Below are 23,119 nucleotides of genomic sequence, written 5' to 3' on the forward strand. Positions count from 1 at the left end.
TGCTATACTAAGAATAGATGATATTAGTATAATTTTCAAGAGTAGCAAGATGGAGGATACTATGAAAAGCACGATTCTTTATAAGATTCTAGATATAATCCTTTATAGTGATTACATAAGCGCAAAAGAAATTGCTGAACGTTCTAATATTTCAGAAAAAACAGTTCGTAATTATTTACTTTATGCGCAAGAAGTATTGACTGATTTTCATGTGGAATTGATAAGTAAACCAGGTTCTGGCTACACTTTATTGGGGAATCAAGATCAACTTTTGCTATTACAACATCACCTTCATAAGAAGATTGCGGAAAATGTAAAATCTCTCCCAGCAGAACGTGTGTACTATCTTTTATTTAAAGTCTTGCACAACTCCTATCCTATCCGTATGCATCAACTAGAATCTGAACTTTATGTATCAAGAAGTTCTCTTTATCAAGATATTAAAAAAGCAAATATCTTTTTAAAAGATTTTGATTTAGAATTAACTGTACATCATAAAAAAGGTATCCAACTAAGTGAGGGTGAGAAAAGAAGACGAAAAGCTTTGTATCAACTTCTTCATTTCATTCACACAAACAAGATTACAATCATTCAAAATGACTTCAGGCAATATATAGAAAATGCTTATTCCTCAAACAGCACAAATAAGAAAATACTATCTATCCTTACAAAGTTTGAAGAAAAAAATAACATCGTATTCGCTATTGATGACAAATCGTACTTACGTCTTATGTTTTATATTTCAATAGATCGTATAAAACAAGGTGGACATGTTAGTTTTTCCCAACACGACAAAGATAAACTTCAATCCTTCTCTTTCATACGAAAACTATCCGATTCTAAGCATACTCTAGAATCCTTGTTTCATATTAAAATCTATGATGAAGAAATCTATTATTTAACATCCTTATTTATGACCTTAAAATTCACAAATACGGAAATCGTGAATTCCTCATTAGTAAATAAGCAAGCAAAACAAGTAATCGAGAAATTTGCTTCTATCATTTACAGCGTCTATGCGATCAATGACAAAGAAAATTTTGAATCCGGACTATTCTATCATCTTTCAAAAATACTAGAGAAAACTGCCTTTTACTATGATCACTACAATCCCTTTTGCGAACAAATTAAAAAGGATTTTCATGAACCCTATGCTTTAGCAGCCAACATCAATCCAATTACAAAGGAACTATGTAATGTTATACTTCCAGATGATGAAATCGCCTATATTGCGATTCATATCGCCTCTGCTATAGAAAAAACACTCCAACCACTACGTGTACTCTTTTTATATGAACATCGTTTTAGTGAATTAAAATATGCCTGTTCATTGATTGAAGCTCATATTGCAGAAGTAGTTATTATTGAAAAGATCCGTTATCAAGATTTTATTATGCAAGATACTTATGAATATAACCTTATATTCACGACTTTTCAATTACCACCAATAAAGGATACTCCTATCTTTCTTATTCCTATGATACCAAGTAAGAACTTCATTTCTAAATTAAGAAATGAAGTGCGTAACCTATTCGTAAAGCAACGTCGATAAATACATGATATATTTATGTGCCATCTTCTTACTAGAACAGAAAAAGTACACCTCATCCCTTTGGATTTGATGTACTTTTTTAAGATTCAAAACGCCCTATATGTTTATAAAATGATGAATGGCTTTACTTACACCATCTTCTAGATAATGCTCTGTTACATAACTACTATGTTTCTTTACTTCTTCTGTTGCATTTTTCATCGCAACAGCAATACTAGCTTCTTCAAACATAGGAATATCATTATTCCCATCGCCTATCGCCATGAAGTTCTCTTTTGTAAATCCGTTTTCTTTTAAGACTGTTCTTATGATGTTTCCTTTATGTATCCCTTTAGCAGTAATATCAAAGCTGATTTTTTGATAATCTGTTATGTCACAATTCTCTATACATTCTATTTCATTTCTTGCTTGTTCAAGAAGATGTTCGTCCTTATGATAGACCAATATCTTCAAAACATCCTTCGCAACGATTGCAAGTTCATCCCATGGTATTTGCGTATAGGATTTTATTTTATAATCATCTTGAAAACACTCGTTCATATGATCGTATAAAAACCGTTCATCATAGGATTCCTGTGTATATATGAAATGTTTACCTTTGAGAAATGCATGCATCTGATACTTTTGTAGTACAGATACAATTTCTTTTAAGGCCTCTGCATCAATCGCTGTTTCGATACAACGATTCCCTATCTCGTATATACCGCCATTTCCAGCTATCACTTTGATACGATCATCGACTAAGTGAGCAATCATTTTCGCAAAACAATATGGTCTCCCTGTTACCAAATACACCTGGATTCCTTTATCTAAACATTCCCTAATTGCTTTTTTATTTTCTTCGCTTATTGTTCTATCTCTTTGTAACAGTGTGCCATCTAAATCTAAACCGATAACACGGATATTATTTTCCATAAGCCTCTTTTAAGATAGCTTCTAATTCCTCTCTTGTGCCAAATGGAAGATGGTCAAGAACAGGACATGCTAAGATTTCTTGGAAACTTTCTTCATCAACACCACAATCAACAAGTGTTTTATACAATCCAATGGTTTTCAAGAAGGAAACCATAGCTTCATAAAGATCTTCCTGTCCAAATAATTTCGCAACCTTTTGAAATTTATCATGATACTTAGCATCCATTTGTTTGATAAATGGAGGGAAGACAACAGCAAGTGCTTCACCATGTGTAATATGACAAATACCACCAATAATTTCAGATAGTGGATGTGGTGCACTAGCACCTGAATTTGCTAAAGCACGTCCAGCTAATGTATCCGCAAGACACATGGTTGTACGATATTCTACATTCCCTAAATCTTCTAATACATTTGGTAGTGTATCGATGACAAGTTTCATTGCCTCCAAAGAATCCATTTCACTATAGTGTGATGCACGTGCATTGATATAACTTTCAAATGCGTGTGTAAAAGCATCAAAACCTGTTGCGGCACTCATTCTTCTTGGAAGAGTTGTCATCAATTCAGGATCAATAAAACATTCTTTTGAAAAGTTATCATTATGGAAGAATGTTAACTTTTCTTTTCCCTTCGTAATTACCGCTGCTTGTGTTACTTGAGAACCAGTGCCTGATGTCGTTGGTATACTCAAAAGTGGTAAATGCTTATCACTATAAGATGGATAAGAACCAAATGGGGAATCAAATGCAAATAAATCATCCCAATTAAGGCTTTCAATTCCATTGGTAAATGCGATTGCTTTCGCAGTATCAATAGAACTTCCTCCACCTAACGCAAGTACAAAATCAAACGCGTGTTGACGTAAAACCTCACGACCTTGTTCTACAATTTCAACGGTTGGATTTGGTGCTACTTGATCAAAATGTACAACATCAATTCCAGCATCACTCAATAATCCTTTTACTCTTTTATACAATGGTTGAAGCGGTTCATCTGGTGTCGTTACCAAAAGACATTTACTTCCATACTGTTTACAAGCATTCCCTAGTTCTTCTAAGATGCCTGCACCAAAATGTAACTTTGTTGGTTGATAATAATGAAACATACAATACCTCCTCATTCTTTTACATACTCATTATAATAAACAAATGCCAAGAAAGTGATGGATAAAGAATGAGTCTGTTTCCATATCATTAAGGAAAAAAAGAACAGTGTGTATATTTTACCGCTTCATTGAGGTAGAAAGCTCTCACGGTAGAAGAACTTTCCCTTCTTCTTTTTTGGTATAGTTATGCTAGGAGGGATGTATATGTTATATCTCATTGATGATGCGAACATTTCACATATCGAAGATGCTTTATCTTTAGGAGCATGTGGAATTACCGCAAATACAAGTATGTATAAAAAAGAAGAAATCTCGATTCAAGATTTCATCGAAAAAGTTCAACATTATGAAGTACCCTTTTTAAGTGCAGAGGTCATTGGTACCTATGAAGAAATGTTAGCGCAAGCACAAGCATTTCTTGCGAAAAACCCTAACATCGTTATCAAAATCAATTTCTCAAAAGATGGTTTGCGTTTAACAAACACATTGTCTAAACAAGGTGTATCTACTGCATTAACACTCGTATTTAATATGTCTCAGGCACTTGCCGCAATCAATGCAGGGTGTGATTATATCTTTTTCTTTATCGGTAGAAATGAAGAAATTGGTGTGGATGCTTTATCCATAATCGCAGATATTCAAGATTTAATTGTTGCGAAAGGATATAAGACAAAGCTTGTAGGGGCTTCTATTAAGCACCTTCACCACTTAGAGCAATTGGCAAACTTACATATTGATTATGCTGCGATTCCATATGATTTATATATGAAATCACTTATTCACCCACTTACAGAAAGTGGCGCAGAAACATTTATCAAAGACTTTCAATCATATAAATAGAGCCCATTACGGACTCTATTTTTTTATCTTAACTTTTCCTGGTACTTCATGACAATGACGACATCTTGCCTCATATTGTTCACTAGCGCCTACTAATATAATAGGATCATTATAATTGGCTGGAGCTCCATCAATCAAACGTTGTGAACGAGTTGCAGGTGCTCCACACTTCATACAAACTGCAGTCAGTTTCGTGACAAACTCAGCGTGTGTAAATAACTTCGGCATAACACTAAATGGTTCTCCACGAAAATCCATGTCCAAACCAGCTACCATAACGCGCTTTCCTTTATCAGCGTAATAATCACAAATATCCACTACTTCATCATCAAAGAATTGCACTTCATCAATCGCAATAACATCATAACTATCATCGATATAATCAAAGATCTCTTTTGCTTTTGTAATGGAAAAGCTATCTACAATACTTCCACAATGGGAAACAACACAACTTTCATCATAACGATTATCAATCTTTGGTTTGAATACTGCAATTTTTTTATGTGCATATTCCAACACTTTAATTCTACGAATTAACTCTTCCGTTTTCCCTGCAAACATACAACCAGAGATTACTTCTAACCATCCTTCTTTATACTGTTGGTACATCTTCTTCACCTCATATTCATCGTTATCTATTATAACGGATTTAACCCTATATTTGAAGTTAAATGAAAAGAAAAAAAGAAGACCTTATCGATCTTCCATTTCCTGTAAATTTTTCTTATTTCATTCCGTATTTTGCGTTAAACTTCTCGATACGTCCCTGTGCAGCAGCAAATCTCTGACGACCAGTGAAGAATGGGTGGCAGTTTGAACAAGTATCTACACGTAATTCTTTTGCAATAGATCCTGTTTCAAATTCAGCTCCGCAAGTTGTACATTTTACAATGATACGGTTGTATTCTGGATGTATTCCTTTTTTCATAAGTATTCTCCTTCCGCCTTAAACCTCAGGTGGGTTTAAAGTAAGTGCTATATCATTATAACAACACTTATAAAATTACGCAAGAGGAATTTATCATAATTTGAAGTCAAAATATCGATACTATTTCTTTATTTCTTCAATGGTATTCAATAAATTTTTTAATTCGGTTTTATCCATACTGTAATTTCGATAGATTTCTCTTCCATCTTTCAAATTATACTCAATGCGTATAAATAAGTATTCATTTCCCTCTTCCCTATTACTATCATTCAATAGTCTTTCATGTAAATCCAAAAATTCAGGCATGTCTTTTTGAGATGTCACTTTAAAATCATAAAAATCTCCATTGGATTCTTCAGAATAATCATTAATTTCCATTCCCGCGGAAGTGACATTTCCAATAGATGGAACTTCTTTTACCAAACCAAACGCCTTCGTTTGTTGAAACATAAAGCTAAAACCAAAGATGAATATACAAATACAGCCAAAGAATAAGATATCTTTTAAGCGTAATTTGATTTTACGATTCGCAAAGAATATCATAATGATATATAGAATAAATATGATAATCGTAGGCGCAACTATGGATACATCTAAGGCAAACGCGAGTAATACAAAAGAAATCGTTGATGCCATAATCACAAATGGATACGTACATAATGCCGTTGATCGTTGTTCTGCATCTTCTTCTCTACGTGCAATGTATGCCTTTCTAGCAATATAGAAAACAAACACACCTATCAATGTCCATAATATAGAATACATAATTATTTCTATTGTCGTAATAGATAATAAATAATTATTACCTTCTATACAATAAGAGAGTGCCAAAAAAGGATATAATACAAAGGTGATAATTTTTTCAGCAAAAACTAGTTCATTAGCGATATTAATATAGCTTACGAATACTTGTAAGAAGTTAGAACTTAAATATATCCCTAGGGACATAATCATAAAAATTGGCAAGACAACATAAGCTCCTGAAATAATAATAGAGTCTAATAAATTATTACATTTTAGAACTAAAAAGGTAAAGAATGAATATAGGACTAAAAACGAAATTGTTAATGTACCAAAGAAACCTAATGCAGAAATAATTAAGTTAGGATTTCCTATACATACAATAAATGTTGCCACAAATCCATTGATATACAAGGGAATAAGTGCCAATACTGCACCAAGTATATAATGTACTATAAATTGATGGCTTCTTTTAATTGGCAAGGAAAAGTATAAGTCGCAACTTTGTTTCCTGTGCAAGTAACGAAAGATATAAAGCGGAGTCCCTATGGAAAGTACAAACATAATGAAAATCGACATAGATGCAATTGTAGTAAAGTATTCTCTTCCATGACTCAAATCCCTCAAAGAATTCGCTTCGTTATATACAACAAATGGAATAAGGATAAACATGATAATCATTTCAAGAATGAAGACTCTAAGATTGCTCTTCGCAAAATACGTTACATAACGCTTAATTTCATTCGTCATATTCGCCATACCCCTTTTCTTTCATTTCATATAAGAATAACTCTTCTAAGTTTACATCTAGAACCTCTTTCATAAGTGGATGCATAGAATCTAGATAATTGCTTATTTTTTCTATATTTCCACGCACCACAATATTTACAACACGTGATTGTATCTGAATGGATAATAAATCCAATTCTGAAAAATCTTCTTTTTTCACTTCTTCTTTAAACGCAAGTTGAATCTTATGCAGATTATCTTTTGCTTCATCAATATATCCAGAAGTATTAATTTGCCCATTTTCTAATATACCGAAGGTATCACAGATATCTTCTAGTTCACGTAAGTTATGGGAAGATATGATAATCGTAATATTGGAATCTTCCAAAAGCTCCGCAACTGCGCGTTTGAAGATTAAACGCATCATTGGATCCAACCCATCAAATGCTTCATCTAGATATAAATACTTAGGACGAATTGCTAATGCAATCGCAATGAATGCTTGACGCTTCATTCCCTTGGAAAAATTCTTCATCTGCTTTTTTTCATTCAGACGAAATGTTTGAATATAGCGATTATAAGCGTCCTCATCAAAGGAAGGATACCAAGCTTGATAAAAGTCTTTCATATCCTTTATGGTCGCATTCATGAAGAAGAATGGATCATCGCTTAATAACATAATCTCTTTCTTAGCCTCTGGATTATCAAAGACAACCTCATTATCAATCAAAACATTTCCAATCTCTGGTTTAATGATTCCTGCCATAATCTTTAAAAGAGTAGATTTGCCTGCACCATTTGGACCAATCAAGCCATAGATACTTCCTTCTTTTATTTCTAAGTTTACATCTGAAAGTACGACTGATTCTGCAAAATTCTTTGTTAATGAACGTACCTTAATCATTCTCTATCCCCTCCTTATAAACATCTTGAATTACATTTAGTAATTCTTCTTTTTGAATATGATGCTGTTTCATTTCTTTTACAGAAGTTTGAAAATCAAGGAGTTTTTGCGCCTTAATCAATTGGCCTGTTTCGTTATCACTAACAAAACATCCCTTGCCTTTTTCTGTATAGATATAACCTTGTTCTTCCAATTCTTGATATGCTTTTGAAACTGTGTTGGGATTTACACCTATCTGTGTTGCTAAAGATCGTACACTTGGTAATTGATCATTAGCGGATAAAATTCCGATGGATATGAACTCCAAAATTTGTTTCTTAAGTTGTTCAAAAATGGGAAGCTTGCTGTGCGTATCAACAACAAACATAGTATCGCCTCCAACTGTATTAGTGTACTACTTACACTAATACAGTACACTATTATTCAAGATGTGTCAACATTAATATTCAACTCGAATTTTTAATCACAGGAATTATGCCTAAAGAGAGTAAAAAAAATGCAGAAAATTCTGCATTTTTACTTAACTAACTTTTGTTCCATTTGGAAGATCTTTTAAAATCGTAACAATATCCAAGTCTTCTTTTGTACTCGCGCAAAGAATCATTCCTTGACTCTCTACCCCACGTAAGTTAACTGGTTTCAAATTTGTGACAACAATTACTTTCTTACCAACAACTTCATCAGCAGTAAAAGTTCCCGCAATCCCACTTACAATCTGACGTACTTCATCACCTAGATCAATTTTTTCCACTAACAAGCGATCTGCTTTAGGATGCTTTTCTGCGGATAAGATTGTCCCAACTTTCAACTCTACTTTTGTAAAGTCTTCGATTGTGATTTCCTCTTTGCTAGGTGCCTTCTTTTCAGGTTTCGCACTAGTTTCAGCTTGTTTATGATCAGCTTCTAATGTGTCCATAAATTCTTTTGGATCAATACGAGCAAATAGAATACTTGGTTTTGCCTCAACGGTATGACCACATTCTAATTGTCCAAACTCTTTTAAAGAATCCACACTATCTCTAGAAGTACTTAATTGTTCTAGAATCTTCTCTGATGTTTCTGGCATGAAGCTATGCAACAAGACTGCCGCAAAACGAATGCTTTCTAACAGATTATATAGTACAGTTGCTAAACGATCTTTTTGTGCCTCATCTTTTCCAAGTGCCCAAGGAGTCGTTTCGTCGATATACTTATTACAACGTTTTAATAATGTGAAGATTTCATCAATAGCTTCTCCAACGTGAAGTCCATCCATCTTTTCTTCTACATTGTGTACTGTCGCAATCGCAAGTTCAATCAATTCTGCATCTAATGGATCACCTTCCATTGGATTGGAAATAACTCCATTGAAGTATTTATTCTGCATAGAGATTGTACGATTTACTAAGTTACCAAGAACATTTGCTAAATCTGAATTGATACGTTCTACTAATAGATCCCATGTAATAGTACCATCTTGTGCAAATGGCATTTCATGCAATACAAAGTAACGAACAGCATCTACTCCGAAGTATTTTACAAGTTCATCGGCATAAATGGCATTTCCTTTGGATTTTGACATTTTTCCATCTCCAACTAATAGCCATGGATGACCGAATACTTGTTTTGGAAGTGGTTCATTTAATGCCATTAACATAATTGGCCAATAGATAGTATGAAAGCGTAAGATATCTTTTCCTATGATATGCACATCCGCTGGCCAGAACTTCTTATAGTTCTCTCCATGATTACCATCCACATCAAAACCAAGAGATGTAATATAATTGCTTAATGCATCAATCCAAACATAGACTACATGATCAGGATCAAAATCTACAGGGATTCCCCATTTAAAAGATGTTCTAGAAACACATAAATCTTGTAATCCTGGTTTCAAGAAGTTATTGATCATTTCATTCTTACGAGATTCTGGCTGAATAAATTCAGGATGTTCTTCAATATGTTGAATCAATTTATCTGCATATTTTTGTAAGTTGAAAAAGTACGCTTCCTCTGTTGCCTTATGAACTTCTCCTCCACAATCGGGACACTTTCCATCCACAAGTTGGCTCTCCGTCCAAAAAGATTCACATGGAGTACAATACATTCCTTCATATTTACTCTTATAAATATCTCCTTGTTCATAAAGCTTCTTAAAGATTTTTTGAACTTGTAGTTCATGATAATCATCTGTCGTACGTACAAAATAATCATACGATGTATTCATCATATCGAAGTTATCTTTTACAATTTTTGCGACACCATCCACAAATTCCTTTGGTGTGATGCCAGCTTCTTTTGCTTTCTCTTCAATTTTTTGTCCATGTTCATCTGTTCCTGTTTGAAAGAACACATCATACCCTTGTTGACGTTTGTATCTTGCAATTGCATCCGTCAAAACAATTTCGTATGTATTCCCAATATGCGGTCTACCTGACGTATAAGCGATTGCTGTTGTGATATAATACTTCCCTTTTTTACATTCATTACACATAATCATTACCTCCTTATTAGATATAAAAAAACTTCCGCCAAAGGACGAAAGTTCGCGTTACCACCTTTATTCGTATGCAAGCATACCTCTAATCGTTAACGCCGATATACGTTCTTTCTTAATTATTCAGAAAAACAGTTCTAGGCCCATGTTCTCTCTATCACAATGTTGGACTTTCACCAAATATCCACTCTCTACGCAATGTTTTAGAAATACTCTTCCTATCTTTACCTTTAACAGTATTATATAGAATTCTTATGAAGAACACAAGATAAATATGGATTTCTTGTGCTTATTCGTTTAATAAACGTTCCTTTACTTGTTGTAGGAAAGTTCTTAGATAATCCCTATTTAAATCATAATAGAGTTTGTTGTTACTTTTTTCATAAGTTACAAGTTGTGCACATAAGAGTGCTTGCATATGATATGAAATCGTTGGAGTTGATAGTTTCAACTCTTGTGCAATCTGTGCTCCATATGCTTTATCTTGTGCGATAAAACGTAAAATATCAAACTTGCTTTTATCACTAACCAGTTTCAACGTACTACAAATATCTTCATCACTAATATTTGCATCAGCACAAATTCTACGATAGGTGCCTATTCCATATAGTACACATTCTTTTCCTTCTTTTCGATCTACAAAGCTGATGGTTTTACACGCTGCTACAGAAGGAATCATATAAATATTCTCATTATTTGTATAGTAACCAATCGCTTGCGTCAGGGTTTCAAAAAATCCTTTTTCATCAGCTTGCTTTAGTTCTTCTCTATACAAAACTAAAAATCTATCATAAATATCTTGATGTTCTTCTAGGATTGAAACACTTGATTCTACCATATCTTTTAGAAGTATAAAGATTTGAGGTATTTCATTTTGTAAGGAATATAATTTCCATTTTGTTTCATCACTTATCAACAATTCATTCATTGCTTGCATATATTGAGACATATCCATGTTTTCTTCAACAGGTTGCCCTTTTTCACTTTCAATAATTTCATCTAATACACGTTGTGGTGATGCTAGATAGTATGCTTGTAAATCTTGTAGTTGTTTCTTATAGTCCGTACCTAAAAAATCCAGCTGACCAAATAAGAGTGCCTTTACTGGAGATATACATTTTTCTGGATTAATATAGGTAAACAGAAATACTTGTTCTGCATATTTCTTCATGAAGATTTCCCCTATACACTTACAAACCTCTCGTAACTGTTGGATTGTCATTTTTTCTTGATCGTTGATACAATAGCGTTCAAGTCCATGAAAGTTTTCTCCAGGATTTATAAATTGTTCTATATAACTCACACACTCATATATGATTTGAGTCTGCATACTATACTCTGTCATTATACTTACCTCACTATATGTCTTTAATAGACTTCACGAACATCATACCAATAAAGATTAGAATTGTAAATATACCGAATATCGTAAATATTGTAGATACATCCACATAATTGCTTATTCCACTCATTATGAAAGAAAGTATTGGCATTCCTAACATTGCCAGTGCTCCATAGATAGCACTTACTCTCGCAAGATATGTCTTTTCCACATATTCCATAAAAACAACACCATTCATCGCAATCATTGCACCTATAAAAACTCCAAAGATTAAATTGATCACAACAATTGAAGTCATTACTAAAATTAAACTATCCATCAACGCAATCCCTGAAAGTCCTACATAATAATTTCCAATCGCAACTCCCCCTCCCAATAATATCATACGATTGCTAATAGCCTTATGAATGTAAGGATATAAGAATGCCCCAACTGCAATCCCAATGCTCATTCCCATCGACATCATAGATAAGACATAGACAGGAGCATTTAATGTACCACTAATATATGGTGCTTGAAAGGAGTTAATAGGCACAAGCGCCATATTGATGATACACGCAATAATACTAATCATAAAAACGATTTTTGATTTTATAAGATACTTTAGACCATCTTTCAAATCTGAAATACATACCTTTATACTATTAAGAACCGTATTCGCTGTTCTTTGTAGTTCTTCTTTTACAGGAATGCTCGCAATGATAGCGGCACATAAGAGGAACGTTAACATATCGATAATGATAGCTCCTTGAATACCAAAAGCCGCAATGATCACACCAGCTAGCCCAATTCCCACAAGTTCACAAACACGAGAGCTAGATTGATTAAATGATAATCCGAATTCATAATGTTCTTCTTTCAATATCATAGGTACAAAACAAGTACTCGCAGGACTACGGAAGGATTCAAATGTATTATTTATAAACGTGATTCCAAGTAATACCCATGGAGATAAGTTATTTCCCAGGTAAAGTATCAGAATGAACGCAGTCATAATTCCTCGTGCAATATCACAAACAACAATTACTCTTTTCTTAGATAGGCGTTCTACAATGGCACCAGCAATTGGTTGTACAACAATGTTTGGCAATAAGTTAACACCAAGCACAATAGCAGACCATGCTGCAGAGTTTGTAATTGCATAGACGAGCCAACTAAACGCAATTGCGTCCACAGAATCTCCAAAGCGATTGATTAAGTTCGCACAAATACTTCGCATGAATAATTTTTGTTTAAATATAATACGATATCCCTGTTTCATACTCATCTACCTCCAATGTTAGATACCTATATAATATCATATATTCGATGAATGTCAAACATCGTTATTAGATAAATAAAAGGATGAATATTTCATCATCCTATGCTTTGGCTTCTATAAATTCTTCTATTACTCGTTGCGCATCTTTAGGGCAATGAAATTCTCCCATTTGAACGCCGCCATCTTGATTGTAGAATCCACTACCACCAGTAATAAATAGTTTATGTTTCATTGCATATTGCAACAAGTCTGCCATTTCTTTTTTGCTATGAGCTGGATGGAATACTTCAATACCTTCGATGCCCATACCAATTGCTTCATTCATTAACTGTTCTCCATTTGTTAATAGTTTTCCTGGATATGCAAGTACTGCCACACCCTCTGTTAAATGGATAACATCTAACACATCCTCCAACAATGGATATTTTACTGCTACATAACAAGGTTTTCCATAGGCAAAGAAATCCTTCACCAAATTGCGTACCGCTTGCTCTTTTTTACTTCCCATAAGATATGGTTGTAAAAGTGGACAATCTTCATACTCTGAACGAGTTAATACATGTTTTGCGATAAGTTCTCCAGGAATCTTTTGGAAACGATTGTTTTTTAATAAGCGATTAATATCAATCCGTTGACCTAGTAGTTTTTCAAATTTACGCACACGTTCGATACTTGCATTCTTTTCATTTACTAAGCTTTCATTTTCAATAGTTGCGAATAATTCATTATTGTATTGGATAAAATATGCTAATACACGAATACGGTATCCATGTAAATCACAGTTAATCTCAATACCTGGAACATAGTTTACATGGTACAGTTTACTCATACGCATCGCAATGCTGTTTTGTTTTGCACAGTCAAGATCTGTAATTGAAATAGTTTTTAAGTTTTTCTTCGCAGCCATCTGGAAAATTTCTTCTATATTATATTCCCCATTTACACTAAAGTTCGAGTGCAAATGAAGATCGAATCGACAGTTTTCCATAACCACTTTCTTTGGAGTGATTACCTGTGTACCTTCAACTGATCTCTTGGTAACTTGTACATTTTCCATAAGACCTACAACACGAGTACCAAAGATAAAATCTACAAGTGTTCGTTGTTTGTTATTTAGGATTAAAATAATTGCATTAATCCCCCAATAAAACACAACTCCAAAAGCATTAAAGAAAATCATTAACACAACAAATGGAATATCAAATCCAACAACTTCTCTTAAAATCAATTTCCCTTTTGAAGCATTCTTTCCGTTTTTTGATATTACTTTGTACTTGAACATCCGCATACCTAGGCTTTGTCCCTCTGTTTGCGTATATATATAAGCATTTAGACAAAGGATTGTACATACCAATAAGATACCTATGATAATATTCACAATTACAATTCCAGAAACACTTACGATACTTCCTAGAACTGCCATCATGATAATATCCCATATCATAATAGGCGCCAACATCACAATAACATCTACTGCAAAAGAAAAGAAACGGTTGACCAGATCAGACTTATTTAACAATCGGTAGCCTTTTTCTTCATAGTACTGCTTTATGTTCATGGAATTAGCAGATTTCTCTTTCTGTTTCATATGGATCACCTGTTTGCTTTCATTTATTAACGTATGTAAAATCATATATAATTATGATTTTGAACATAATATACAATGATATTATACTACAGAATCGCAATTTGTATATGCCATTTCTATTATTAAGGAAATGTTAAGCATTTTGTTCTTGTTAAGTTAATTGATATTTTGTATGATAAGAAAACAAAGGAGGTAGCTTATGAAAACATCTAGAAAAAACATATCCACTGCAGTATGTTGCATAGCTGCCATTAGCTTTACCCTCCTATATTTTTACTTGTTTATTTTTCATATAAATGATTATGTTCATACATCTATCTTTATCAATATAGCAATACTTATTACAGTATTCACATTCTTATCGGTTTACCTTCTCCATGAAAATAGTTCCATCCATATTCAAAAAAAACATATGTGGCGCTTCATCTTCATTATCTATTTGATATTCTTGGCATATCTCTTATTTTTTTCCAAAAACTTTAATAGAAGAGGATTGTATGTTCAAAGTTTAGATGAATACCTATCATATCTACGATACACATGGGAATATGGTGTAAATCTGAAACCTTTTTCTTCTATCGATGATATGTTAACGGTTTATAATGATCAAGCATATGGACAATATTCATTCATTAATATATTTGGAAATCTGATTGCATTTATGCCCTTTGCATTCTTCATAAAGGTCATACATAAAAATATAACCTTCTTGCGGTTTTTAGGAATTATAAGTGTTTTAGTCGCATGTGTAGAGATACTTCAATTTCTAAGTGGAACTGGGGCAATGGATATTGATGATTTCATTTTAAATGTGGTTGGTTCTATGAGCGTCTTTTGCATTTTAAAAATTCCATTCCTTCGTAAAGGAATGGATATGATACGTTAAAAAGAAGGTTTTCCAACCTTCTTTTTATAACTCTAATTTTCGTTATTAAGCTTTTCCTGTAGAACCGAATTCTTTCATCATAGCTGTAACTTTAGCTTGAATTGCATCAGCACCTGGTTTTAAAAGTTTACGTGGATCGTATCCTTTACCTTCTTGGTCTTTACCAGCTTCTACGTATGTACGAGTCGCTGCAGCAAATTCTAACTGTAATTCTGTGTTAACGTTGATTTTAGAAACACCTAAATCGATTGCTTTTGCGATCTGATCAGCAGGGATTCCTGAACCACCGTGTAATACTAATGGTTTACCATTTGTAGCTTCTTGGATTTCTCCTAAACGTTCAAAGTTAAGACCTTTCCAGTCTGCAGGGTATTTACCATGGATATTTCCGATACCAGCAGCTAAGAAGTCTACACCTAATTCAGCGATAGTAGCACATTCTTTAGGATCTGCTTGTTCACCCATAGAAGTAACACCATCTTCTTCACCACCGATTCCACCAACTTCACATTCAATAGAGATTCCTTTTGAGTGAGCTAGTTCGATCATTTCTTTTGATTTTGCTAAGTTTTCTTCAAATGCATAGTGAGAACCATCAAACATTACTGAAGTGAAACCAGCTTCGATACAAGCTTTTGCACCTTCATAAGAACCGTGATCTAAATGAATTGCAACTGGAACAGTGATTCCTAAGAAATCATGGATTTCTTTCACCATTGCAACGACGCTTTTGAATCCACACATGTATTTTCCTGCACCTTCAGAAACACCTAACATAACTGGTGATTTTGATTCTTCTGCTGCAAGTAGAATAGCTTTGGTCCATTCCATGTTGTTGATGTTGAATGCTCCTACTGCGTAATGACCAGCATGAGCCTTATCGATCATATCTTTTGCTGAAACTAATGCCATAAATAATTCCTCCTTTTATCATTTTTACACTCTTATTCTACTTCATTTTTACCTTTTTGAAAAGGTTATTTTAATATTCTCTTAGTTTATTATGCAATGTAAAGACTTTCATAGGCTTGTGATTCTCTATTTTTCTCATTTTTTTCTTAGACTCATGAAAAAAGACAAGATCGTGTCTTGTCTAAATAGCGTTTTTTATTTCTTCAAAGGTTTGTGCACTCATTAGCAATTGGGATACTTGTTGCAGTTGTTCCATGCTTAATGTCGATAACCAAGAAGACACATCTATATCAAATTTTGTTTGCATAAGTTGATTCAAAAGCTTACTATAACCACTATTTAATCCAATTACAATGCCTTTCTCTAGTCCTTTTTCCTCTCCTATTTTTAACCCTTCCTCTTTGCCCTCTTTTAGCCCTTCTTCTTTGCCTTTCTCCTCTCCTATTTTCAATCCTTCATCATAATATCCTTGTTGAATGGCTTTTTGTTGTGCTTCTGCCATCTGGATTTGTTCTGCAAGTGTCCATATCTGTTCATCATTAGACATTCTTTCATGTTTTTCCATAAGCTTTCTCACCACGCTTTCCGTCGTCTTTATTATATCATCGTCTTCATTGTTTTTAAAGAGATAACACATTTGTTCGAAACCAGTTAATTCTTCCATCTTTTTAGCCTTTACAATATCGTTTATCACAGGTAAGTGAATGTACGTTCTATGTATTAAGGCGTGTGCGCTTTCTACCTTTCCCTCTTCATTTCTCATTTGATACTTCATAATCAGTTTTCCTTTATCTTCAGAATAGTTATCCATAAAGATAATTTGATACACTGGTTTTAAATCTAAATAATCTTCACCTTCCTTTAGTTGTTTCTCTAACATCTTTGCGCCATAATACTCGAATCGATTCGTTAGATTTGTAAGTAATCCTTCCACTTGCATCTCCATGTCATATTCATTTCCATGGATATCTTTTACGTGTACATCCAATATGATTTTCTTTCCTGCAAGTTCTTCCGGATTCATTTCAGGATTTACCACAATACTATCCACTGGATCAATCCCTGTAATCTCCTTAATCATAAAGTGACGAATCATTTTGGAATCTTCATCTTGTGAAGATAGAGCGAATTTGAAGAACACATCATTTTTATAGCTTACTTTAGTTACATCTTTTGTAGCCATATGTATCATCTCCTTTTTTGTTCTTACACTTTACATATACGAGATGAATTTTAAAAATCCTAAAAAATTAACAAACTTTATAATACATATGTAAAAGTAAACAAAATGGATAGTAAATTAAAAAAATTCATACTATATTTCCATATGAATTTTTTAGGCTACTCAAAGACCCCCTTGTTTCTTCTTTTAAATCTCTTCAAAATTAAATATACAAAGAACAGGATAATGAATTTATGTTTATACTCGTACGATGCAAGATAATCCAGAAAACAATCAACACAAACATAGTAAAGATATGAATAGATGTGCGAATTATTGCATACGATGTGACTCTAATCCTACTATAACGGAAAATAGAATTATTGAACACTCTAGAAAAGACAATCCTTTTTTGCGGTTTTAATATAATCATAAAAATGAAAAAATCTTACTAAAGATAAAGCAATTGACTTCATTCATCCTTTAATGCTACATATTCCTGATCATCTTTTTTCGTACAATTCATTATTACCTTTTTCTATTCTTATACTTCTAAAACATCTCTTAATCAATGCCTTAAATTGTTTGGTGATGAAACCAATATCTTAATATATAATAAAAACGCACAATCGTGCGTTAGTATTCGTCATCTTTTTCTTTTGTTTCTACTTCTTCAGAATCATCATAACTATCGCTATCATCATCGTCAGATTCATCAATTAAGATTTCTTCTGTATCTACGACAACTTCTTTATACGTATGACGCTCTCTTAAATCCCATTGATTGCTTCCTACATTTACGAAACGATCATCCAATGATAAATCACTATAGAACTGAGCGATATTATCCTCTTCTTGTTCTTTTGTAAATGCCATTATCTGACATACTTCTTCCCATAATTTTATAAATACGATAGCTTTTTTCTTAGGTTTCATTAAGTCATAAGCTACATCAATCATTGCCTTTTTCATAAGAATTTTTCCTCCTACATTTTCTCTATGGCATCTACACCGACAAGATATAACGCATTCTTTAGTGTAATCTTAGTTGCTTTTAAAAGAGCAAGACGCTGTGAAGATAATTCTTCGTGTTCTTGATCGATAACTTTACAAGCATTATAGAAACTGTGGAAATGCTGTGCCAGTTTCTGTATATAGTTACAAACCTTATGCGGAGCACGATTGCGTGCAGCATCGCTTACAACATTTGTGAACTCATTGATATACTTCATTAAAGCAATTTCTTTTTCATGTGTTAATAATTCAAAACTCGTTGCTTCTTTCATATCAGGAGCTTGACGAAGAATGGAACAAATACGTGCATGCGCATATTGTGCATAATACACAGGATTATCATTACTTTGTTTTCTCGCAAGACCAAGATCAAAGTCTAGGTGTGTATCAACTGCTCTTTGTACAAAGAAGTAACGTACCGCATCCACTCCTACCTCATCACATAACTCACGAATCGTAACAGCATTACCAAGACGTTTACTCATCTTGACCTCTTCCCCGTTCTCCACTAGACGTACCATCTGAATGATGTCCACCTGTAGTTTGTCTGGGTCATTGCCTAACACCTCTATACTTGCCTTTAAACGAGGGATATAGCCATGGTGATCTGCACCTAACAAATCCACTAATAAATCATACCCTCTATCTAACTTATCCTTATGATATGCAATATCAGGTACAAGATATGTATAAGAACCATCATTTTTTCTTAATACACGATCTTTATCATCTTTGAAGTCTGTTGTACGAAACCAAAGAGCACCCTCTTCTTCATAGAGTAATCCTTTTTCTTCAAGAAGAGCCAAAGATTTTTCCACTTTACCGTCATCACGAATACTTTGTTCACTACTCCATACATCAAAATGAACACGGAAATAATCAAGATCTCTCTTAATCTTATCCAATTCAAATTCAATTCCTTTTTGTTTGAAGAATTTTATATGTTCTTGTGTTTCTTCAACATAAGTATCTTTATACTCTTTCGCAATTTCAATTGCGATATTTTTTACATCCTCACCATGATACCCATCTTCTGGTAAAGAAAATGGCAATCCTAGATATTCACGATATCTAGCTTGTAGTGACAATCCTAAATTAACAATTTGATTCCCTGCATCATTTACATAATATTCACGACAAACATCGTATCCACTAGCATTCATCAAACGAGTGATACTATCCCCCCAAGCTGCACCACGTGCATGACCTAAATGTAAATCACCTGTAGGGTTTGCAGATACATATTCAACATTCACTTTCATACCTTGCCCAGAGTCACTAGAACCAAATGCATCACCTTCAATTAAAACTTTTTGAATAATTTCAGCCAAGGATGTATTTTTGATCACAAAGTTAATAAATCCTGGACCTGCAATTTCACATGTTTCAATAGAAGCTTCTTCATAGTTTAATGCATCAATGATAGACTGCGCAATTACGCGTGGATTATTCTTCAATGTTCTTGTGAGTTGCATAGCAATGTTCGTTGAGTAATCACCATGATCTTTATCCTTTGGAATTTCAATCACGATTGTGTCCATATCTACTTCGATTTCAAATACTTTTAATACTGCTGAAGACAGTGCCTTCTTTAAATTACTCTCGATTTGATTCACTTTGTCTCCTCCTTTATATCCCATATAATGCGATAGCTTTCTAATATCATACCATTTTGAAGTATATCATATTCAATAGCAATTGTTTTATCTTTCCTAATATACTTGTGTGTGTTTATTTCAATTTCTATAATTCCAAATTCTGTCATTAGTGTACCCTGTGTAAGTTCATTACAAACAAAGCACAGTTCAGAAGAGACATCACTTTTCCTTCTGATTATCAACATGTTTTCACTTGCTTCAACATTCACTTCTGCACTGTCATCATATTCAAGATATGATAGAGATGTGCATGAATTTGTATGTACATAATTGATGGTTCCTTTATACATGATGGACTTATCTTGTGTATTCAAATTTTTCTGCTTTACAATCGCTTGTTTTTTCACATTTTCACCACTTATCATGAGCATTATAGCAGAATTATCATATCGTGCAATACTTTTTTACCATTTTATTTTCTTTTTTTCTTGTTTTTCTTTATCCTATGCTTAAAAATACTTTATATCGTATAGTAATTCACTTTTTATTTGAAACTATTTCTTAAAATTATGCACAACTATATTACCATTTTGGAATATAGTTTTCACTTAGAACATAATGCAACAAACACTCTTTATACTCCAAAAGTAGAGTATTAAGTTTTGTTCGTAAACCTTTATTTTTTATCAGACGTTTATCGTTGTGATGCTATTTTTTCAAGCATACCTTTCTAGTGTATGTTTTTGGATCAAAAAAATCAGTATATTTTTATGTCAAAAATGCCCAAAAATACAAAAACTCTTCCTTATATTATATATAGCAATAATTCTTTAAAATTTTCTGAAAAAACACACCTCATTTGCACTGGCAAAAAATGGCCCTATTTTCGTAAAACTCTTCCTTATATTATATATAGCAAAAAAACACAAATTTGTTACTGATTATTCCATATGATACTAGACAAATATACCACTTATATTTTTAATGTACTTTTCATTATAAATTATAATTTTTGTATATTCCACTTTTGTAATATAAGATTAACTTGCTTAGATTATAAAATATTTCTGCACTTCTTGTGAAATTTTTTCACAGTATTAAATCTTATAGAATTAAATACATTTATAGCTATTTAATTCTTTTCAAGAGATAATATTATAAAAGTAGAATATTGTATAATTATAATTTGGATTCTATTCCATCTTTTGTTTAAAATCATAAAGACTGTTCAAACTATAAGCATAAGGGGTGATGCTATGAAAGTCTTTAGAAAAGTTTCCTTTGTCGTTATCTTTGCTATCTTATCAATCATCGGAGGTATTTATATATATGCGTTCGTTGATCGACTATCCTTGGATGAACAACGTAAGAACATTACCATCTATGATACAAATGGGAATGTAATGTATGAATCAAATTTCAAGAAAGATATGCAATGGACCCCTATCTCAAAAATACCGCAGTTTGTACAAAACGCATTTGTCAGTGTTGAGGACAAACGATTTGAATATCACGCAGGTATAGATCCCATAAGAATTTCAAAAGCTCTACTTACAAATATATCGCATGGTGATATATTGCAAGGTGGTTCGACAATTACACAGCAATATGCAAAGAACCTATTTCTAACCAATGAACAAAATGTCCAACGTAAGGTACAAGAGATGTTGTACTCTGCTCGACTAGAAATGCAATATAGCAAGAAAGAAATTCTTGAAGGTTATTTGAACACCGTTTACTTTGGCCATGGAGTATATGGTGTGAATTCTGCAGCAAAGTATTTCTTTGATAAAACGTTAGATGAACTCTCTATCGCAGAGACGGCAATGCTTATTGGCATTCCAAATGGCCCAAGTATCTACTCCCCGTTTCTACATTTAGATAACGCGATTAAAAGACAGCAATTAATTCTAGGTGTTCTTGAAAATAACGGTGTCATATCTTCTGAAGAAAAAGCCAAGGCGCTAAGTGAAACACTCCATCTTGCGGACTCAACAAAAAATAAATCAATCGGAATCGATCAGTATTACATTGATTCGATTATTCAACAAATCAGTAAGATGGATCTTGATTTTAACCAGGAGCTACACATATACACATATTATGATCCTGAAGTACAGCAAACATTAACCGACGCCATTAAGAATAATGTATCTATGGATAGTGATATCGAAGCTGCTGGTATTATTACACAGCCATTCACCGGAAACATTTTAGCAATATCTGGAGGAAAGGATTATACAATCTCTCAGTACAATCGAGCATTGAATAGTTCTAGGCAAGTCGCAAGTACTATTAAACCACTTCTGTATTACTGTGCCTTACAAAATGGATTTACTCCTGCATCCCAATTCACATCAGAAAGGACACAGTTTCATTTAGACGGAAACGAAGAATACTCACCCACCAATTATGGAGATGTCTATGCGAATGGAAAAATATCCATGATTAATGCAATCGCTTTATCGGATAATATATATGCGGAAAAAACACACATGTTTTTGGGAATCAACACATTGCATAATGCACTTCTAGATTTTGGAATTAAACAATCTACTCCCACACCTTCACAAGCATTGGGCACAGTCAGCATGTCCTTAGCACAACTGAGTCGTATCTATAACACCTTCGCAAGTGAGGGCTTGTATACAGAACCATCCATGATTAAACAGATCAGCAATAAGAACAAAGTCATTTATAAGAAACCTGAAGAACCTAAACGATTATTGAATCGTGATGAAACACTGGTTCTTGATCAAATGCTAACCGCAACTTACGATATCAAAAACAAATCCTATACATGGCCAAGTATGTATGGATATCAACCAGATGTGAAAGTCGCTGTAAAATCTGGCACGAGTGATTGGGATTCCTTAGTGATTGGTTTCAACCCAGAATATACCGTTGGTATTTGGACGGGTTTCGATGACAATCGAGAATTAGGTACCCAATACTTTAAACTGAGCAAATCTATATTCAAGGATACATTCAATGCATTATATACATCACGCACAGGTGTATGGTATCAACCTAGCGATGAAATCATCGCAAAAACCGTAGATCCTATTAGTGGAGAAGAAAAAAATGATGGTTCTACCTATTGGTTCCTAAAATAAGTGAGGTATATAAAGCAAAAAACACCCAAATATATACTATAATCGAC

20 protein-coding genes and 1 other annotated feature are annotated in these 23,119 nt (G+C 33.4%); of the genes, 4 read left to right on the plus strand and 16 right to left on the minus strand.

The genetic code is table 11. The features are described 5' to 3' along the window. Positions 1–61 precede the first annotated feature (61 nt). Positions 62–1,552: a BglG family transcription antiterminator gene (locus tag ACWG0P_RS02050; protein ID WP_455800260.1), complete on the plus strand. Its 1,491-nt coding sequence runs from the start codon at positions 62–64 to the stop codon at positions 1,550–1,552. A gap of 96 nt (positions 1,553–1,648) precedes the next feature. On the opposite strand, the gene ACWG0P_RS02055 is transcribed toward ACWG0P_RS02050, so the two are convergent. Then, the gene (locus ACWG0P_RS02055; RefSeq protein ID WP_455800261.1) at positions 1,649–2,467 is read right to left on the minus strand and encodes a Cof-type HAD-IIB family hydrolase; all 819 of its coding nucleotides are present in this window, start codon (positions 2,465–2,467) and stop codon (positions 1,649–1,651) included. Continuing rightward, entirely contained in the window at positions 2,457–3,575 is a 1,119-nt protein-coding gene (locus ACWG0P_RS02060; RefSeq protein WP_455800262.1) for an iron-containing alcohol dehydrogenase, read from the minus strand. Before ACWG0P_RS02060 ends, ACWG0P_RS02055 begins: the two co-directional genes overlap by 11 nt. A gap of 204 nt (positions 3,576–3,779) precedes the next feature. On the opposite strand from ACWG0P_RS02060, the gene ACWG0P_RS02065 reads away from it, so the two are divergent. Next, on the plus strand, positions 3,780–4,415 hold the full coding sequence (locus ACWG0P_RS02065) for a transaldolase family protein (protein WP_455800263.1): 636 nt from the start codon (positions 3,780–3,782) through the stop codon (positions 4,413–4,415). Between the two features lie 15 nt (positions 4,416–4,430). Here the strand turns inward: ACWG0P_RS02065 and ACWG0P_RS02070 are convergent, their stop codons facing one another. From ACWG0P_RS02070 to ACWG0P_RS02110, 9 genes are all read right to left on the minus strand, one after another. After that, complete coding sequence (locus ACWG0P_RS02070) at positions 4,431–5,024, minus strand: thymidine kinase (protein ID WP_455791123.1); 594 nt, start codon at positions 5,022–5,024, stop codon at positions 4,431–4,433. A 115-nt stretch (positions 5,025–5,139) separates the two neighbouring features. After that, positions 5,140–5,343, minus strand: a complete 204-nt coding sequence (rpmE, locus tag ACWG0P_RS02075; RefSeq protein ID WP_455791122.1) for a 50S ribosomal protein L31 — start codon at positions 5,341–5,343, stop codon at positions 5,140–5,142. A 120-nt stretch (positions 5,344–5,463) separates the two neighbouring features. Beyond that, positions 5,464–6,843, minus strand: coding sequence for a hypothetical protein (locus ACWG0P_RS02080; protein WP_455800264.1), 1,380 nt, complete (start codon positions 6,841–6,843; stop codon positions 5,464–5,466). Next, entirely contained in the window at positions 6,824–7,717 is an 894-nt protein-coding gene (locus tag ACWG0P_RS02085; protein ID WP_455791120.1) for an ABC transporter ATP-binding protein, read from the minus strand. The genes ACWG0P_RS02080 and ACWG0P_RS02085 overlap by 20 nt, the downstream gene beginning before the upstream one ends. After that, complete coding sequence (locus ACWG0P_RS02090; RefSeq protein ID WP_455791119.1) at positions 7,710–8,084, minus strand: GntR family transcriptional regulator; 375 nt, start codon at positions 8,082–8,084, stop codon at positions 7,710–7,712. Before ACWG0P_RS02090 ends, ACWG0P_RS02085 begins: the two co-directional genes overlap by 8 nt. A 153-nt stretch (positions 8,085–8,237) precedes the next feature. Next, positions 8,238–10,190, minus strand: a complete 1,953-nt coding sequence (gene metG / locus ACWG0P_RS02095; RefSeq protein WP_455800265.1) for a methionine--tRNA ligase — start codon at positions 10,188–10,190, stop codon at positions 8,238–8,240. A 37-nt stretch (positions 10,191–10,227) separates the two neighbouring features. Then, positions 10,228–10,427: a binding site (T-box leader), on the minus strand. Positions 10,428–10,482: 55 nt separating this feature from the next. Further along, positions 10,483–11,538, minus strand: coding sequence for an ArsR/SmtB family transcription factor (locus ACWG0P_RS02100; protein ID WP_455800266.1), 1,056 nt, complete (start codon positions 11,536–11,538; stop codon positions 10,483–10,485). A gap of 13 nt (positions 11,539–11,551) precedes the next feature. Further along, positions 11,552–12,796 carry an MFS transporter gene (locus ACWG0P_RS02105; protein ID WP_455800267.1) on the minus strand — a complete coding sequence of 415 codons (1,245 nt, stop codon included), beginning with the start codon at positions 12,794–12,796 and terminating at the stop codon, positions 11,552–11,554. Between the two features lie 100 nt (positions 12,797–12,896). Next, positions 12,897–14,384: an RDD family protein gene (locus ACWG0P_RS02110; protein WP_455800268.1), complete on the minus strand. Its 1,488-nt coding sequence runs from the start codon at positions 14,382–14,384 to the stop codon at positions 12,897–12,899. A 199-nt stretch (positions 14,385–14,583) separates the two neighbouring features. On the opposite strand from ACWG0P_RS02110, the gene ACWG0P_RS02115 reads away from it, so the two are divergent. Then, positions 14,584–15,270, plus strand: a complete 687-nt coding sequence (locus tag ACWG0P_RS02115; RefSeq protein WP_455800269.1) for a VanZ family protein — start codon at positions 14,584–14,586, stop codon at positions 15,268–15,270. 45 nt (positions 15,271–15,315) lie between these two features. Here ACWG0P_RS02115 and fba read toward each other — a convergent pair whose 3' ends face one another. From fba to ACWG0P_RS02140, 5 genes are all read right to left on the minus strand, one after another. Then, on the minus strand, positions 15,316–16,182 hold the full coding sequence (fba, locus tag ACWG0P_RS02120; protein WP_455800270.1) for a class II fructose-1,6-bisphosphate aldolase: 867 nt from the start codon (positions 16,180–16,182) through the stop codon (positions 15,316–15,318). 181 nt (positions 16,183–16,363) lie between these two features. After that, complete coding sequence (locus tag ACWG0P_RS02125; protein ID WP_455800271.1) at positions 16,364–17,365, minus strand: Rpn family recombination-promoting nuclease/putative transposase; 1,002 nt, start codon at positions 17,363–17,365, stop codon at positions 16,364–16,366. Between the two features lie 615 nt (positions 17,366–17,980). Beyond that, positions 17,981–18,316, minus strand: a complete 336-nt coding sequence (gene rpoE, locus ACWG0P_RS02130; protein ID WP_455800272.1) for a DNA-directed RNA polymerase subunit delta — start codon at positions 18,314–18,316, stop codon at positions 17,981–17,983. Between the two features lie 14 nt (positions 18,317–18,330). Beyond that, positions 18,331–19,974, minus strand: a complete 1,644-nt coding sequence (gene argS / locus ACWG0P_RS02135; RefSeq protein ID WP_455800273.1) for an arginine--tRNA ligase — start codon at positions 19,972–19,974, stop codon at positions 18,331–18,333. Continuing rightward, positions 19,971–20,381 carry a DUF1934 domain-containing protein gene (locus ACWG0P_RS02140; protein WP_455800274.1) on the minus strand — a complete coding sequence of 137 codons (411 nt, stop codon included), beginning with the start codon at positions 20,379–20,381 and terminating at the stop codon, positions 19,971–19,973. The genes argS and ACWG0P_RS02140 overlap by 4 nt, the downstream gene beginning before the upstream one ends. Before the next feature lie 831 nt (positions 20,382–21,212). Here ACWG0P_RS02140 and ACWG0P_RS02145 point away from each other — a divergent pair. Beyond that, positions 21,213–23,072, plus strand: coding sequence for a transglycosylase domain-containing protein (locus tag ACWG0P_RS02145; protein WP_455800275.1), 1,860 nt, complete (start codon positions 21,213–21,215; stop codon positions 23,070–23,072). Positions 23,073–23,119: the final 47 nt, after the last annotated feature.

The organism is Amedibacillus sp. YH-ame6, assembly GCF_053848845.1.